The sequence below is a fragment of the Marinobacter sp. genome, assembly GCF_033722195.1.
GTDB lineage: Bacteria > Pseudomonadota > Gammaproteobacteria > Pseudomonadales > Oleiphilaceae > Marinobacter.
The window spans coordinates 41,172-57,503 of record NZ_JAWVZL010000009.1 but is presented as its reverse complement, the minus strand read 5'-3'; the positions used below and the strand labels follow the sequence as shown (position 1 = coordinate 57,503).

Sequence of the window (16,332 nt, the reverse complement as noted above, 5' to 3'; positions counted from 1 at the left end):
TCCAGGCGTGTCACACCCATGTCACCCACCAGCTTCTCGTAGGGGGCAATGCGGGCAATGGCCTCACCGAGGGTGGCACAGCTCATGGTGATGTAGCCCAGCACCGTATAGGAACCCGGCTGCACGAAATCACCGGTCTCAAGGCCCAGAACGGGATTGCTGGCCTGGTCACTGAGCTGGCGGATAAAGGCCTGTAGCTGCTCGCCCTCTATGCGGCCGTCATCGGCGCTGAGGATACCCGGTGCCAGACCCGCGCCGCGCCGCAGCGCGGCTACATCCAGCCCGGCGGATTCGGCGGCCCGAACGTACTGGCGAAGAGCGGCGACGGAGGCGGTTCCCAGGGAGTTCATGGTGCAGGCTTCTGGCTTCGGTGGGGTCAGAGTATAACGCGGGGGCCAAAAAAATGGGTGTCAGGGGGCGGCCAATATGCCCCGGATTGATCATGCCCAAAATAAAAAGGCCGGCTAGATAGCCGGCCTGAAAACAAGGAAAGAACGAAAGTGCCTGAAACTTCGTTTGATCCGGTGGATACTTCACATCGCCAAACGGCGACAGAAGGACTGCACACTCTTCTGTCTTGGCGGATACTGCGTACTACATCCACGAAGCAATCATAGGGAATGTGGTTCGATTTATCTGTCAGCAATATGTATTAAGTCGTTACTGATTGTGACTGCACCGGGTGTGGTTATGGCGGCCCCTTGGGAACGGACTTCAGGCACTGGCCGGAATGTCGGGCTGGGTTTCGCCGAAGCGACGGGTTTCGTAGGCGTCCATCAGGCCCTGCACCGCTGCCCGCTCCATGTCCTGCACCGCCGGGGTGCCGGCCTGGGCGTCGGCCTTGCACAGCACCATACCGGCTTCCACCGAGATGTAGCCGGCGGTGGTCTTGAGGGCCTTGTGGTTGATGCCATCGAAGACCCGGCGGAAGGCCGTGGTGGTGCAGTGGTCGCTGTTGGCGAAATGGGCAATGAGGGCATACTGGTTGTCGCCCACCCGGCAGAGGGCATCCATGGGGCGGATCAGGTGGCTCAGGCGACGGCCGATGCCGACCGCCAGCTCGCTCATGGTGGCCGGGCTGTGCTGGCGCTTCAGCGCCTGCCAGTTGCGGATGCCCACCAGCACATAGGCGGTGGCGCCGCCCCGCGCTTCGGCTTCCCGCAGACTGCGGGACAGGCGCTCCCGGGCGTAGCGGTTGTTGCAGAGGCCGGTTTCCAGGTCAATGATGTTGGTGGCCTCCAGCTCACGATTGTTCTCGATCAGCAGGGAGTTGGCGGTGAGCAGGGTGTTCTGGCGGTCGGCCATGCGGTCGGCGGCGTAGATGCGCGAGACCAGCTGCTTGCTCATGTCGGATTTGTAGATGAAATCGTCAACGCCCCGGTCGAAGGCTTCCGCCAGAGCGCCGACGCCCTCCCGGGCGGTGAGCAGAATAATGTAGGTGTAATGGTTTTCCTGCTCGTCCTGCTGTCGCACCCGGTCCGTCAACTGCAGGCCGTCCATCTCCGGCATCAGCCAGTCCGCGATCAGCACGCTCACCGGGCGCTCCTCGATCAGCTTGAGGGCGGCGGGGGCGTTATTGGCCACCCGAACATCGCGATAGCCGGCGTTGCGCAGGGCCCGGCTGACCACCGTGCTGCTGAATTTGGCGTCGTCCACCACGAGAATCGGAAGGTCTAGGTTCGGCATTGTTTTCGACTACTCACCAGTCCATTGTCAGATGCGGTGCCGCCTCGCTCTTGTTATGATTTGGCACCTTCGGCGTGCTGGCCGGGCATTGGCTGCAGCGGCGCCATTATACCGTTTTAACAACGCCAGGCTTTGGCTAAATGTAAAACATGTGGATTCGATCGCCTAGTGGCGACGGCAGCGCCGCCAGGCCGGGCGCCGGCTGTGATCGGGTCCGCACTTGCGGAGCAACCACCATGCCCTCGTTTGACATCGTTTCCGAAATCGACATGCACGAAGTCACCAACGCCGTGGACCAGGCCAAGCGTGAGCTGGGCAATCGCTGGGACTTCAAGAACGTGACCGCCGACTTTGAGCTGGACGACAAGGGCATCACCTTGAGTGCCGAGCAGGAATTCCAGCTGGAACAGATGATGGACATGCTGCGGATGGCCTTCGCCAAACGCAACATCGACAGCCGTGCGCTGGCCGAGGGTGACGAGACCAAATCCGGCAAGCTGATCAAGCAGCACCTGAAGCTGCAGCAGGGCATAGAGACGGACATGGCCAAGAAGATCGTCAAGATGATCAAGGACGCCAAACTCAAGGTCCAGGCCAGCATCCAGGGCGACAAGGTCCGGGTCACCGGCAAGAAACGGGATGACCTGCAGGAGGTCATCGCCATGCTGCGGGAGGCGGACCTGGATCTGCCGCTGCAGTTCAACAACTTCCGCGACTGACGAGGGCCGCACGATCCTGAACCGCCACCGCCGCGACTTCCTGGCCGAGACCCTCTACACCTTCACCCGGTGGCAGGTGATTGCGCTGCTGTTTCTGGGCTTCTCGGCGGGGCTGCCTTTCCTGCTGGTGTTTTCCACCCTCAACGCCCGGCTGGCGGACGTGGGGGTGGAGACCGCCACCATCGGCTTCTTCAGCTGGCTGGGCATCACCTATTCCATCAAGGTGCTCTGGGCGCCGGTGGTGGACCGCCTGCCGCTGCCGCTGCTGGGGCGGCTGCTGGGCAAGCGCCGCAGCTGGATGCTGCTGGCCCAGCTGGGTATTGCCGCCGGCCTGGTGCTCATGGCCCGCACCGACCCTACCGTCAACCCCACCATGATGGCCCTATTTGGCCTGCTGGTGGCCTTCTCCTCCGCCACCCAGGACGTGGCCATCGACGCCTACCGGATCGAGATCGCCGAACCCAGGCTGCAGGCGGCGCTGGCGGCCACCTATATCTTCGGCTACAGGGTGGCGCTGCTGGTGGCCGGTGCCGGCGCGCTTTACCTGGCCGAGTTCTGGTCCTGGCAGGTGTCCTACGAGGTGATGGCGCTGCTGGTGGGGGTGGGTGTGCTGACGGTGCTGGTGGTACGGGAGCCCAGGGTGAATCATTTCAGTGCCGCGGAAGATCTCGCCGATGCCATCGCCCGGGAGACCGCCAAGCGCACCCACCTGTCTCCCCGCATGGCGAAGCTGGCCGGCTGGTTCTCGGCGGCGGTGGCCGGCCCCTTCGTGGATTTCTTTGGCCGTTACCGGGAGCTGGCCATCCTGATCCTGGTGCTGGTGGCGGTCTACCGCATCAGCGATATTGCCATGGGAGTAATGGCCAACCCCTTCTACCTGACCTACATGGGTTTCTCCAAGACCGAGGTGGCGGATGTCACCAAGATCTTCGGCTTCTTCATGACCATTGGCGGCTCGCTGCTGGGGGGCGTGCTGGTGGTGCGTTACGGGGTGCGGCCGATCCTGGTGGCGGGGGCGGTGCTGACCGCAGCCACCAACCTGCTGTTCGTGGTGATCGCCCAGCAGCCTGCGGATATCGCACTGCTGGCATTGGTGGTCAGTGCCGATAACCTCAGCGGCGGCATTGCCAACGTGGCTTTGATTGCCTGGCTTTCCAGCATGACCAGTGCGTCCTTCACCGCCACCCAGTACGCCCTGTTCAGCTCGTTGATGACCCTGCCGGGCAAGTTCCTGGGGGGCTTCTCCGGTATGGTGGTGGCCGGTTTTGGCTACGTGGAGTTCTTTTTTCTCTCGGCGTTGATGGGGATTCCGGCCATTGTGCTGGCGCTGTGGATGATGCGCCACGGTGAGCGCCTGGATGCGGTCTCCCGCGCGAACGACGCCATCGCTGACGCCAACAACGAAACCGATAGTGACGGTCCGGTTGAGCCCCGGCGCTGATTCAAGGCCGCCAGCGGTAGCGGCTCATGGCCACCCGGCCATCGGTCACCTCCACGCCTTCCTCCCTGAGCAACCGGCTCTGGTTCTCGTGGCCCTCGCTGCCAGCCGGCATGGCGATGCGGCCGTCGCTCTTCAGCACCCGATACCAGGGCACCTGGTGGCCGTCCGGCAGGCGGCCCAGGGCGCGGCCGACAAAACGGGCGAGGCCGGGCAGCCCCGCCAGTTCCGCCACCTGGCCATAGGCCGCCACCCGGCCGGCGGGGATCAGGCAGACCACCTGCCAGATCCGCTGCTCCCGGCTGGGCTCCTGGTCAGAGGCGGAGGGCGCCATCGACCTCGATCATCCGTCCGGACAGGTAGTCGTTCTCGAAGATGAAGGCAGCGGCGGAGGCGATCTCCTCGGGCTTGCCCATCCGGCGCAGCGGGATGCCGGCGGTCATCTTCTCCAGGGCTTCGGGTTTCATGGAGGCCACCATCTCGGTCTCGATGAAGCCGGGCGCAATGCCCATCACCCGGATGCCGTAACGGGCCAGCTCTTTCGCCCACACCGGTACCAGTGCCGACACACCGGCCTTGGCGGAGGAGTAGTTGCTCTGCCCCATGTTGCCGGCGCGGGAAATGGAGGCGATGTTGATGATCACGCCCTTGTCGCCGTTCCGGATCATGTGGGAGGCGGCCTCCCGGCCACAGAGAAAGACGCCGGTCAGGTTGACGTCGATCACCGCCTGCCATTCCGCCAGGGACATGCGCTTGACGATCTCGCCGTCCTTAACCTTGACCATCAGCCCGTCCCGCAGGATGCCGGCGTTGTTGATCAGGCCGTTGAGCTGGCCGAAATCCCGGTTGATGTCGGCGAAGGTCTTCTCCACCTCTTCCTCTTTGGCCACGTTGCAGACGTAGGCCCGGGCTTCCACCCCGGCGGCCTTGCAGGCGGCCACCGCCTGTTCCAGTTTCTCCGGCATCAGGTCGATCAGTGCCAGCCGCGCACCCTTGCCTGCCAGATACTCCGCCATGGCGCGGCCCAGGCCCTGGCCGCCGCCGGTGATTGCGATCACGGAATCTTGAAGTTTCATGTTGTGCCCTAAGTAATGGTTAAGCTGTGTTGCCGTCATCAGAGCCGCGCAGTATACCAGAGTTCCGTTTGCCCCCCAGCCGGCAAGGGGCGTGTCAGGCCTGCTGGTTCGCCATCAGGCAGCATTCAGACAAAGGCAGATGAATGAGCGTTTTCCTTCTTATCTTCGTGATCATGCCCGTGGTCGAGATGACCATCCTGATCAAGGTGGGCACGATCATCGGCGCCCTCAATACGGTCGGGCTGGTCCTGCTGACCGCAGTGATCGGCGCCGCCCTCCTGCGCCAGCAGGGTCTGTCGACGCTCTTGCGGGCCAACCAGCGCCTCAACAGCGGCGAACTGCCGGCCCGGGAAGTGGCCGAGGGCCTGATCCTGGCGGTGGGCGGTGCCCTGCTGCTGACCCCCGGTTTTGTCACCGACACCATCGGTTTTCTCTGTCTCATCCCCGGCAGCCGCCACTGGCTGGCCGGTCAGGCCCTGAAACGCATGGTGGCGTCGTCCCAGAGCCGGGGTTTCTATTTCCGCGCCGGCTCCGGCCCCTTTGCCGACCAGGATCCGTTTGGCGGTCGATCCCGGCGGCCCGGCGGGGATGATGACGTCATCGAAGGGGAGTACGAGGAGGAGCCTGAGGGCCGCTCCCGGGACGGCTCCGACCGCATCGAAAAAAAGTAAAAATTTTTTCGACGCCCCGTTGAAATGCAAAGGGCGGGCCCCACATAGGGAACACAAGTTTGTCGGAGGCGATAAATGGCGGAAAAACAGCCGTTTAACGACTCCGGCGTTCCACGCAACTGTCATTGCCAAACACAGTCTGACTATTGGAGAAATCGAGCAATGAAAATTCGTCCGCTTCACGATCGCGTTGTCGTGCGCCGTAAGGAAGAAGAAGAGAAAACAGCGGGTGGCATCGTGCTGCCGGGTAATGCCAAGGAAAAGCCGTCCCAGGGCGAGGTGATCGCTGTAGGCAATGGCCGCATCCTGGACAATGGCGAAACTCGCGCCCTGGCGGTCAAGGTAGGCGACACCGTGGTATTCGGCCAATACGCCGGCAACACCGTCAAACTGGACGGTGAAGAGCTGCTCATCATGAGCGAGAGCGACATTTACGGCGTGCTGGAGAAGTAATCCGGCGCCTGGCATTCATTCCATCCGATTGTTTGGATTTGAAGACAATTAACGATTGGGTTTCACGAACAGGAAAGAAGAGATATGGCAGCTAAAGACGTCAAATTTGGTGATAGCGCTCGCAAGCGTATGGTCGCTGGTGTCAACGTCCTGGCGGACGCAGTCAAGGTAACCCTGGGCCCGAAAGGCCGCAACGTGGTGCTGGACAAGTCCTTCGGCGCGCCCACCGTGACCAAGGACGGCGTGTCCGTGGCCAAGGAAATCGAGCTGCGTGACAAGTTCGAGAACATGGGCGCCCAGATGGTCAAGGAAGTCGCTTCCCAGACCAACGATACCGCCGGTGACGGTACCACCACCGCAACTGTGCTGGCCCAGGCCATCCTGAACGAGGGCATCAAGGCGGTGACCGCCGGCATGAACCCGATGGACCTGAAGCGCGGCATCGACAAGGGCACCGCGGAAGCCGTCAAGGCGATCCGTGAGATGGCCAAGCCCTGCGACGACAGCCGCAACATCGCCCAGGTTGGCACCATCTCCGCCAACGGTGATGAGACCATCGGCCGGATCATCGCCGATGCCATGGAAAAAGTCGGCAAGGAAGGCGTCATCACCGTCGAGGAAGGCCGTGGCCTGGAAGACGAGCTGGATGTGGTCGAGGGTATGCAGTTCGACCGTGGCTACCTGAGCCCGTACTTCATCAACAACCAGGACAACATGTCCGCCGAACTGGATGACCCCTACATCCTGCTGGTGGACAAGAAAATCTCCAACATCCGCGAACTGCTGCCGGTGCTGGAGAGCGTGGCCAAGGCCGGCAAGCCGCTGCAGATCGTCGCCGAAGACATCGAAGGCGAGGCACTGGCGACCCTGGTGGTCAACAACATGCGCGGCATCGTGAAAGTCGCGGCCGTCAAGGCCCCGGGCTTTGGCGACCGTCGCAAGGAAATGCTGCAGGACATCGCCATCCTGACCGGTGGTACCGTGATTTCCGAGGAAGTGGGTCTGAGCCTGGAGAACACCACTCTGGATGACCTGGGGACCGCCAAGCGCGTTAACCTGACCAAGGAAAACACCACCATTATCGGCGGTGCCGGTGCTGCCGCGGACATCGAAGCCCGCGTTGAGCAGATCCGCAAGCAGATCGAGGACAGCAGCTCCGACTACGACAAGGAGAAGCTGCAGGAGCGGGTTGCCAAGCTGGCTGGCGGTGTTGCCGTCATCAAGGTAGGCGCCGGTTCCGAAGTGGAGATGAAGGAGAAGAAGGCCCGCGTCGAGGACGCCCTGCACTCCACCCGTGCCGCCGTTGAAGAAGGCATCGTACCGGGTGGTGGCGTGACCCTGATCCGTGCCATCGCGGCACTGGCCAAGGCTGACGCCATCAACGAAGAGCAGAAGGCCGGCATCAACATCCTGCGTCGCGCCATGGAAGCTCCCCTGCGCCAGATCGTGTACAACGCAGGCGGCGAGCCTTCCGTTGTGGTTGCCAAGGTCCGTGACGGCGAAGGTGCCTACGGCTACAACGCCGCCACTGAAGAGTACGGCGACATGCTTGAGATGGGTATCCTGGATCCCGCCAAGGTCACCCGCTCTGCGCTGCAGGCAGCCGCTTCCGTAGCCGGTCTGATGATCACCACCGAGGCGATGATCACCGACGAGCCGGAAGACGAGAAGTCCGGCGGCGGCATGCCCGACATGGGTGGAATGGGCGGTATGGGAGGCATGGGCGGCATGATGTAATGCCCCCGGGCCCTCCAGGCAACACGCCCTGAAGACCGAAAAAGCCCCCTGGCTGTGAAGCCAGGGGGCTTTTTTGTTTTTTGTCATGAACTCCCCCGTGGGCTTTGCTAGACTCAGGCTTGCGCTTTTGATGTGAGCCCACCACGCCAGACCCCGTATGACAAAACCCGATCATCCCGCTTTCCTGCGCCCTGCCAAGGTCGTCTGGCTCCTGCTCCTGGGTCTGCTGGTCTATGCCCTGGTGCTGCTGTTTACGGTGCCGGCGGGCTGGCTCTGGCAGCGTTTCTCGCCCCATGTGTCTCTGCCGCCGCAGGTCCAGGTGGGTTCTGTCTCCGGTCAGGTCTGGCAGGGCGCCGCCGCCATCACCGCCTACAATCACCCCCTGCACCTGACCTGGGACCTTCAGATGCCGTCCCTGACCGAGCTGTCTCTGCCGGTGCGCTTTACCGTGAACACCGTATCTTCCGGCCTCCAGGGTGAGGCGGTGCTGGCCTGGCCGGGGCAGGCGCGGCTGAGCGCCGACGGTTCCGTGCGGGTGAGGGAATTCGAGCAGCTGATCCGCCGCAGCGGCGGGGCGCTGCTGGCCGGTGATATTGATGTTGAGAGGCTGAGCGTCGGCTGGGCCGATGGCCGTCTGACCGAGGCCCGCGGCCTGGCCCGCTGGCCCGGCGGCGAGGTGACCTGGCCCATGGGCAACCGCATGGAGAGCGCCAATTTTCCGCCCATGGAGGCGGTGCTCAACGACGCCGATCAGCACCTGTCACTGGCGATCTCCCAGGCCGGCCAGAGCGAACCCGCGGCCCAGGCCGACATCTTTGCCGACGGCATGCTGGAGCTGAAAGTCTACAAGAGGCTGGTGGATCTGGCCGGTCAGAACTGGTCCGCCGCGGCCCGGCCCGGCGATGTCATCTTCCGGGTCAGGCAGCCGTTGCTGCCGGGAGCGGGCTGATGGCGACGGCAAGAATGCCCAGGTTCCAGCGTCCGGCGCGTTGGCTGGCCAACTTACTGCTGGTGGGACTGGTGATCTATTTTTCGGTGGTTCTGGCCCGCATGACCTGGCTGATCGCCTGGCAGGAACGTCCGGTGCCGCCGGTCCAGGCCCAGACCAGCGCTGGTGGGGCCCAATTTACCGGTTCCACCCTGGCGGCCTTCGACCTGTTCGGCGAACCGCCGAGGAACGCGCCGGTGGCAGATGTGATCCGCCGCTCGGCGCCGGAAACCCGGTTGCGGCTGCGGCTCGAGGGGGTGATGGTGTCGGAGCAGCCGGACCTGTCCAGTGCTATAGTTGCAGGAACCGACGGAGTCACGGCACACTACCGCGTCGGCGAGAGCCTGCCGGGCAATGTGGAGCTGGTGGAAGTGGAACCCACCCGTATCCTGATCAAGCGTAACGGCCAGTTCGAGACGCTTACCTTCGAGGAGTCCGTATCCAGCGAGCTGATCACCGAGGAACCGGTGGCCCAGATCTCTTCGGCGGATGAGTTCGTTGCCGAAGCCAGACAGCGCCTGGATGCAGAGGGCGCCCAGGCACTGCAGCCGTTCGGCCTGCAACCGGTGGAAGAGGGCAGTGCCAGCGGTTACGTCTACGACGGTTCCAGCGCCATGCTGAACGCCATAGGCCTGCAGCAGGGCGATGTGATCACGGCCATCAATGGCCATTCCCTGGGTGACCTGACGCAGGACACCCAGTTGCTGGAGTCCTGGCGCTCCCAGGGCCAGCTTGAGATAGAGATAGAACGGGGCGGCGCCCGCTTCACAGTAAGTTATGCCTTACCCCAGTAATATAACAAAGCGACGATCGGGCTTTTCAAACAGGACGCGACCTCTGCATGACATACCCAAAGTTTTTCTTCCTGCGGACCCTGCTGCTTGCCTTACTCTTGCCGTTGGCAGCCATGGCGCAGGAGCCGGAGGGGACCTGGCGGCTTAACCTGAAGGACGCCGACATCCGGGCCTTCGTGACCCAGGTGGCGGATATCACCGGCTACAGCTTCGTGGTGGACCCGCGGGTGAAGGGCAAGGTGACGGTGCTGTCCAGTGCGCCCATGAACAAGGACGAAATCTACGACCTTTTCCTGGCGGTGCTGCAGGTCCACGGCTTTACCGCCATCCCCGGTGAGGAAGTCATCAAGATCGTGCAGCAGGTGGACGCCAAACAGTCCGCCGAATCCCTGGGGCGCTTCACCGAGATACCCTCCGAACAGCTGATTACCCGGGTGATCCAGGTGGATAACGCCAATGCCCTGGAGCTGGTGCCCATTCTGCGCCCCCTGGTGGCCAAGTACGGTCATCTCGCGGGGGTTGCCGCTGCCAATGCACTGATCGTCAGCGATCATGCGTCCAATATCGATCGCATCGAGTCCATCGTGCGGGAGCTGGACAGCCCCTCCAAATACGAGGTGGAGGTCATCCAGCTCCGGGAGGCCTGGGTGGGTGACCTGGTGACCCTGCTCAAGGAGCTGGCCCCGGACGAACTTGGCAAGGGCGCCAACGAGGCCACCCGCAAGTACAGCGTGACCGCCGATGAGCGCAGCAACCGCCTGATCCTGCGGGGCGATGAAACCTTCCGGGAAAAGATGCGCGGCCTGATCCGCAAGCTGGACCAGCCTTCCGCCACCGGCGGCAGCACCCAGGTCATCCGGCTACGCCACGCCGATGCCCAGACCCTGACCGAGATCCTCAAGGGCGTCATGAGCGGTATCGCGCCTCAGGGAGGCGAGGGCGCCGCCGGCCAGAGTGGTCAGCGCGGTGGCTTCTCGGTGTTTGCCGATGAGGGCCTGAATGCCCTGGTGGTGCGTGCCGAGCCCTCGATGATGCAGGAAGTGGAACTGATCGTCGGCCAGCTGGATGTGCGCCGGGCCCAGGTCCTGATCGAAGCCGCCATCGTTGAAATCAGTGACGAACTGGGGGAGGACCTGGGGGTCCAGGTGGCCGTGGGTGACGAATCCGGCAAGTCGACACCGGTAGCCGGGTCCAATTTCGGCAATGTCGGCCGCAGCATCGGGGACGTCATCGGCGCCATCCTGTCGGACCAGATCATTTCGCCCGCCACCGGCGGCCTGACCCTGGGTGCCGGGCAGCGTGATGAGGACGGCATCACCTGGGGCATCCTGCTGCAGGCGCTGTCCACCTCCACCGCCGCGAACCTCCTGTCTACCCCCAGCATCATCACCCTGGACAACCAGGAGTCCGAGATCATCGTCGGCCAGAACGTGCCCTTCCGGACTGGCCAGACCACCAACACCAGTGCCGGCCTCAATAACCCGTTCACCACCATCGAGCGCCGGGATATCGGTTTGACCCTGAAGGTCACCCCCAGCATCAGCGCCGACGGCCTGGTCCGGCTGGTGGTGGAGCAGACCACCGAGAACGTGGCGGAGAGCATCGAGGCGGCCTCGGACATCATCACCAACAAACGGGAGATCAAGACCACCGTGCTGGCGGACGATGGCGAGACCATCGTGCTGGGCGGCCTGATCACCGAGGACTACCGCATCAACCGCAGCCAGGTGCCGCTGCTCGGGGACATTCCCTACCTGGGCCGGCTGTTCTCCTCGGAGTCCGAAACCCGCGTCAAGCGCAACCTGCTGGTGTTCCTGAGACCCACCATCATGCTGGACAAGGGCGACACCGTGGCCGCCACCAACCAGAAGTACAACGGCCTGTGGGAAGTGAACCTGGGTGTGCGGGAAAAGCTGGGCCTCACCGGCGACAAGAACCAGCCGCCCATCGAGACGCTGTTTGACGCCGGCGCGGGGCAGACGCTTCAGGAGTGACGGGGTCAGATGAAGGCTTTCATCTGACCCCATGCTCGACTGTCAGGCCGCTACCGTCAGGGGCGGCAATGGACAGTCCAGCTGGTCCGCCACCAGGCGGATCAGGTCGTATTCCCGGGTGCTCACCTTGCGGTCCGCCAGGATGCAGTGGCCACAGGCATCGATTACCGCCGGCTTGAGCAATGGCGAGAGCTGGTTGAGGCGGGCCAGGGCCTGCTGCAGATCCCTCATGGTCACCTTCGCCGGCGCCTGCAGGTCCATCCGGGTTCCCAGAAACCCCGCCATGGCTTCGCGATAGAGCCGCTTCACCTCCGCCGGCTCATCTGACGAAGCCCGGGCCACCAGGCTGAACAGGCAGGCCAGGTTCTGCTCCACACCCCGGTAGGACCGGAACCTGACCTGCACGGGCCGGGCCGACCCCGGCGCCAGGTGGCGGGCCAGGAAACTGGCCAGGGCGAATTCAAACAGACTCAGGCGGCCGTCCGCTGCGATCAGCCGCTTGAGATGGCCCTGCAGGGCCTCCACCTCCTCCGGATCGAGCTTCCTCAAGGCCGGCATGGCCAGTTCCAGTGCCACGAAGCCCAGCGCCCCCTCGGCGCCCTCCAGGGTCGGCAGCAGCTTGGCCAGCAAGTCCCGCTGCAGTGCCAGCGGGCCCTGGGCGGGCAGCATGGCCAGGCGTTCCTGGCGGACGGCCTCGGATTCCCCCTGTACCAGCAGGGCATAGCACAGCTGTATGGCACCGGCGCGGGTGTAGAGCAGGCTGCGGAAGGTGGCCGGCAACTGGCGGAGCATGTTCTGGGCATAGGCCTCGCCGGCCTCGCTGACGGTACCGGCATGGCGGGACAGCGCTGCGTCGGCGGTGGTTTCGTGGCGCTGGCTGGCCAGAGGCGCGGTGACCGATCGCAGGGTCTCCCGCAAGGGCGTGACGAAGCCGGCGGCTCCGGCCACCGGATCCGGGCGGATGTTGGTTGCCTCGGCCGGGCGGGTATCGCGGAGCCGGCTCTTGAGACGGGCCAGCATGCCTGGCTGGATGGCGTTGATGCGTTCCTCAATCGGCGGGTGGGAGGCCAGCAGCTGGGTGAATTTCATGCGCGCGCTTTCGCCGATGCACATGTGGTTCATGTCGCTGGCGTGGCCGGTATGGTCCAGGTAGCTGCCCTTCAGGCCGATCTTGTACAGTGCGCCGGCGATGCCCTCGGGATTGCGGGTAAACTGCACCGAGGAGGCATCCGCCAGCATCTCCCGCTGGCGCGACACCGCCGCCTGAATCAGCCGCCCGAAGAACACCCCGACATAACCGATCACCAGCAGTGCCAGCCCCGCAATCACGATCAGGCCGTGACCGCGACCGCTGCTGCGTGATGACGAGGACGACCGGAAACGGAAGCTGCGCAGCAGGAAGCTGCCGATCTGGCCGATCATCAGGATGCCCGCCAGCAGGGCAATGAGGCGCACGTTGAGGCGCATGTCGCCATTGAGAATATGGCTGAATTCGTGCCCCACCACACCCTGGAGTTCGTCCCGGCTGAGCTGGGTGAGGGCGCCGTGGGTGACCACCATCACCGCCTCGTTGGGGGTGTAACCGGCGACAAAAGCGTTGATGCCGGTTTCCTGGTCCATCAGGTAGAGCTGGGGCACCGGTACACCGCTGGCAATCGCCATTTCCTCGACAATGTTGCGCAGGCGCTGTTCGTCCGGATCGCTGGAGGAGGGGTCCAGCAGGCGGGCGTTGACCATGCGGGCGACCCGGTCGCCACCCCCGGCCAGGTCAGCCCAGCGCACCAGCGAGCCGACGCCGATCAGCGCCACCACCACGGCGGCCGTGACCAGGCCGTGCTGGCTCAGCAGCCAGGCGTCGAAACTCCAGTGGCTGGTCTGGCTGCGGGTGAGCAAGTAGCCGACCCCACAGACCGCCAGGGTGATCAGTACCACGGCGGTGACAAACAGCAGCACCAGCCAGCCGGTGTTACGACGGGCGCTGGCCTGGCGGTCGAAAAAGCCCTGTACTGCCATGATCAGGGCTCCTAGAAGGCGACTTTCGGGGCCTGGCGGGCCTCCGGGTTCTCCAGCTCAAGCTGGGAGGTGGGTTTGAAGGCGAGAAAGCCGGCCACCAGGTTATTGGGGAACTGCTCGCGGAAGGTGTTGTAGGTCATTACCGTGTCGTTGTAGGCCTGGCGGGCAAAGGCCACCCGGTTCTCTGTGCTCGAGAGCTCTTCCATCAGTTGCTGGACCGTCTCGTTGGCTTTCAGCTCGGGGTAGTTCTCCGCCACCGCATAGAAGTTGGCCAGGGCCCTGGTGAGCATGTTCTCGGCACTGCCGAGTTTCCGGATCTTGCCGCCGTCGGCCGGATCGCGGGCGGCTTCCTTCTGGGCGCTGACCGCGTTGTTGCGGGCCTGCATGACTTCAGTGAGGGTATTGCGCTCGTGGGCCATGTAGGCCTTGGTGGACTCCACCAGGTTGGGGATCAGGTCGTGGCGGCGCTGCAACTGCACATCGATCTGGGCAAAGCTGTTCTTGAACTGGTTCCTCAGGGCCACCAGGCGGTTGTAGATCATCACCACGAAGACCACAACGGCCGCGATCACCACCAGGCCGATCAGGGTAGTCATGTCCATACGAACTCCTTGTTTACAACGGGGAGGGAAGCGGTCAGGTGTTATTCTCGGTCAGTTTGCGATGAAAATCCCCTACAAATGCCTCAAAAAGCTCCGGCAGCAGCGGCCGGCTGAAATAGTAGCCCTGGGCCAGCTGGCAGCCGCGCTGGCGCAGGTAATACTCCTGCTCCTCCGTCTCCACCCCTTCGGCAATGACCGAAAGGTTGAGGCTTTTGCCCAGGTCGATGATGGTGTTGGCAATTCGGGTGTCGTCCTCATTGCTGAGCAGGTCCTGGACGAATTGCTTGTCGATTTTCAGGTGCTGCACCGGCATGCGTTTGAGGTAGGTCAGTGAGGAGTAGCCGGTGCCGAAGTCGTCCACGGCAATGTTGATGCCCTCGGCGCGGAGCTGCCTGAGCTTGGCGATGGCGTCTTCCAGGTTTTCCATGAAGGCGGTCTCGGTGACTTCCAGCTCCAGTCGGCCAGGGGGTATGGCGTGCCGTTTAAGGGTGGCCAGCACGCGGCTGACAATATCCGGCTGCTTGAGCTGCACCGCTGACAGGTTGACCGCGATCCGGATCGGCATGTTGACCCGGGCCCATCGTGCGGCCTGCCAACAGGCCTGGTCCAGCACCCACTCGCCGATCTCGACAATACTGCCATTGAGTTCCGCCAGCGGAATGAACTCGTCCGGTGGCACCAGACCCCGTTCCGGGTGGTTCCAGCGCAGCAGGGCCTCGGCACCGATGATGCGGCGCGACTCCAGGTTGACCTGGGGCTGGTAGACCAGATGGAACTGGTTCCCCGCCAGGGCCATGGAGAGGTCCTTCTCCAGGCGCTTGCGGTCCCGTATCTGCTGATCGACGCTGGCGACGTAGAACTGGAAATAGTTCTGGCTGGCGGCCTTGGCCAGGGTCATGGTCTGCTCGGCGCGCTGGAGCAGCTGGTCGGCATGCTCGGCGTCCGCCGGGAAGAGTGCGATACCGATGGTGGCGGACACGGACACTTCGCGATTGCCCAGTTCGATCGGCCGGGCGATGACCTGCAGCAGCCACTCGGCGGTGGCGGCGGCGTGATAGTCATCTTTCAGGTTCTGCTCCATCACCACAAACTGGTCACTGCCGAGTCGGCCGGCGAACCGGTGGGCACCGCCGTGCTCGCCGGACAGGCGGTCGGCGACCTTCTGCAGTACCTGGTCCCCGGCCTGGTAGCCGAACTGCTCGTTGATGCCCTTGAAGTCGTCGATACCGAAGCAGAACACCGAGATGATCTGGCCGCTGCGGCGGTGCTCCTCAAGCGCTGTGCTCAGCAGGCCCAGGAAGGTCTCACGGCTGGGTAGGCCGGTCAGGTTGTCGTAGCGGGAGAGCCGGGTAGCGCGGTCTTCCGCCTCCCGGTGCTTGGCCTGGTTCTCGGCAATGGCCACCAGCAGGTTGTTGGTGGCATTGACCCATAGACCCAGTTCGTCGCGGTCATGGCCCTTGGGGATCTCCAGCAACCGGTCATCGGGATGGTCCGGATTGACCCGGGCCAGGGAGTTGATGATGCGCAGCAAAGGCCGGGTCAGCAGCAGGTGGTAGACCAGATAGAGCACAAGGCCAAGGATCACGGCCCGGGCAATACCGGAGGTGAAGGTCAGGGTGGCGCGCTCAAGCCACCGGGCGGCAGTAAGGGCGGTGTCGTAATGCACCGTCAGGGTGCCGTAGTTGGTGTCCGGGTTGGCGCGACGGGAGAGGCTGATCTGGTAGATCCGCTCGGCCTGGAAGATGGAGTCTGTCATCGGCCGGTAGGGCGCCTGCCGGAGCGGACGGCTGCTTTCCGCCAGCGGTTCGCCATCCGGATGGGCGATGCGGGCGTAACGGATGGCGTCCTGCTGGAACAGGCCGTCGACCACCTGGCGGGCCAGTTCGGCGTCAATACTGAAGACCGCCTGGGTGGCGGCGTCCCTGACCAGTGCCAGGGTCTGGGTGGCCTGCTGGTCCAGCTCGTCGGAGACCCGCTGGGCGTCCAGGATGATCTGGGTGGTGCTCAACAGGACACCGCTGACCAGCGCAACGGACAGAACCCATCTCAGGATGCGGTAGCCCAGACGATGTCTCAGCTCAAAGCGTGTGTTCATTCGGCCCCGGTTATTATCGTTGTTGCCTGGAATAGTGCCTCTGCCTCCGGGGCAATGTCGTCCCTG

The 16,332-nt window shown here is 63.7% G+C and carries 15 protein-coding genes; 8 read left to right on the top strand and 7 right to left on the bottom strand.

The window, feature by feature from the left end; genetic code table 11:
* The coding region (locus R3280_RS03335) for an AraC family transcriptional regulator ligand-binding domain-containing protein (RefSeq protein WP_318997159.1) at positions 1-350 on the bottom strand (350 nt) is incomplete at its 3' end.
* Positions 351-714: 364 nt separating this feature from the next.
* Complete coding sequence (locus tag R3280_RS03330; protein ID WP_318997158.1) at positions 715-1,686, bottom strand: response regulator; 972 nt, start codon at positions 1,684-1,686, stop codon at positions 715-717.
* 236 nt (positions 1,687-1,922) lie between these two features.
* Here R3280_RS03330 and R3280_RS03325 point away from each other — a divergent pair, with 236 nt between their 5' ends.
* On the top strand, positions 1,923-2,405 hold the full coding sequence (locus R3280_RS03325; protein ID WP_318997157.1) for a YajQ family cyclic di-GMP-binding protein: 483 nt from the start codon (positions 1,923-1,925) through the stop codon (positions 2,403-2,405).
* Positions 2,326-3,846, top strand: a complete 1,521-nt coding sequence (locus R3280_RS03320; RefSeq protein WP_413468735.1) for an AmpG family muropeptide MFS transporter — start codon at positions 2,326-2,328, stop codon at positions 3,844-3,846. The genes R3280_RS03325 and R3280_RS03320 overlap by 80 nt, the downstream gene beginning before the upstream one ends.
* Before the next feature lies 1 nt (position 3,847).
* Here the strand turns inward: R3280_RS03320 and R3280_RS03315 are convergent, their stop codons facing one another.
* Together R3280_RS03315 and R3280_RS03310 are read right to left on the bottom strand one after the other, a co-directional pair.
* A complete protein-coding gene (locus tag R3280_RS03315) occupies positions 3,848-4,177 on the bottom strand; it encodes an MGMT family protein (RefSeq protein ID WP_318997156.1) in 330 nt (109 codons plus the stop codon).
* Positions 4,158-4,919 carry an SDR family oxidoreductase gene (locus R3280_RS03310; RefSeq protein WP_318997155.1) on the bottom strand — a complete coding sequence of 254 codons (762 nt, stop codon included), beginning with the start codon at positions 4,917-4,919 and terminating at the stop codon, positions 4,158-4,160. The genes R3280_RS03315 and R3280_RS03310 overlap by 20 nt, the downstream gene beginning before the upstream one ends.
* 143 nt (positions 4,920-5,062) lie before the next feature.
* Between R3280_RS03310 and R3280_RS03305 the strand changes: the two genes are divergently transcribed.
* The 6 genes from R3280_RS03305 to gspD all read left to right on the top strand — a co-directional run bounded on the left by R3280_RS03305 (position 5,063) and on the right by gspD (position 11,556).
* Complete coding sequence (locus R3280_RS03305) at positions 5,063-5,590, top strand: FxsA family protein (protein ID WP_318997154.1); 528 nt, start codon at positions 5,063-5,065, stop codon at positions 5,588-5,590.
* Positions 5,591-5,752: 162 nt separating this feature from the next.
* Positions 5,753-6,043, top strand: a complete 291-nt coding sequence (gene groES, locus R3280_RS03300; RefSeq protein ID WP_318997153.1) for a co-chaperone GroES — start codon at positions 5,753-5,755, stop codon at positions 6,041-6,043.
* A gap of 84 nt (positions 6,044-6,127) precedes the next feature.
* On the top strand, positions 6,128-7,780 hold the full coding sequence (groL, locus tag R3280_RS03295; protein WP_318997152.1) for a chaperonin GroEL: 1,653 nt from the start codon (positions 6,128-6,130) through the stop codon (positions 7,778-7,780).
* Positions 7,781-7,937: 157 nt separating this feature from the next.
* On the top strand, positions 7,938-8,729 hold the full coding sequence (gspN, locus tag R3280_RS03290; protein ID WP_318997151.1) for a type II secretion system protein N: 792 nt from the start codon (positions 7,938-7,940) through the stop codon (positions 8,727-8,729).
* Positions 8,729-9,562, top strand: a complete 834-nt coding sequence (gspC, locus tag R3280_RS03285) for a type II secretion system protein GspC (protein WP_318997150.1) — start codon at positions 8,729-8,731, stop codon at positions 9,560-9,562. The genes gspN and gspC overlap by 1 nt, the downstream gene beginning before the upstream one ends.
* A gap of 47 nt (positions 9,563-9,609) precedes the next feature.
* Entirely contained in the window at positions 9,610-11,556 is a 1,947-nt protein-coding gene (gene gspD / locus R3280_RS03280) for a type II secretion system secretin GspD (protein ID WP_318997149.1), read from the top strand.
* Positions 11,557-11,598: 42 nt separating this feature from the next.
* On the opposite strand, the gene R3280_RS03275 is transcribed toward gspD, so the two are convergent.
* From R3280_RS03275 to R3280_RS03265, 3 genes are read right to left on the bottom strand one after another with little or no spacing between them, the layout of a single operon-like run.
* On the bottom strand, positions 11,599-13,569 hold the full coding sequence (locus R3280_RS03275) for a M48 family metallopeptidase (protein ID WP_318997148.1): 1,971 nt from the start codon (positions 13,567-13,569) through the stop codon (positions 11,599-11,601).
* A gap of 11 nt (positions 13,570-13,580) precedes the next feature.
* Positions 13,581-14,165 (bottom strand): LemA family protein, encoded by a 585-nt coding sequence (locus R3280_RS03270; RefSeq protein ID WP_318997160.1) that lies wholly within the window; start codon positions 14,163-14,165, stop codon positions 13,581-13,583.
* 40 nt (positions 14,166-14,205) lie between these two features.
* A complete protein-coding gene (locus R3280_RS03265; protein ID WP_318997147.1) occupies positions 14,206-16,266 on the bottom strand; it encodes a putative bifunctional diguanylate cyclase/phosphodiesterase in 2,061 nt (686 codons plus the stop codon).
* Between the last annotated feature and the right edge of the window lie 66 nt (positions 16,267-16,332).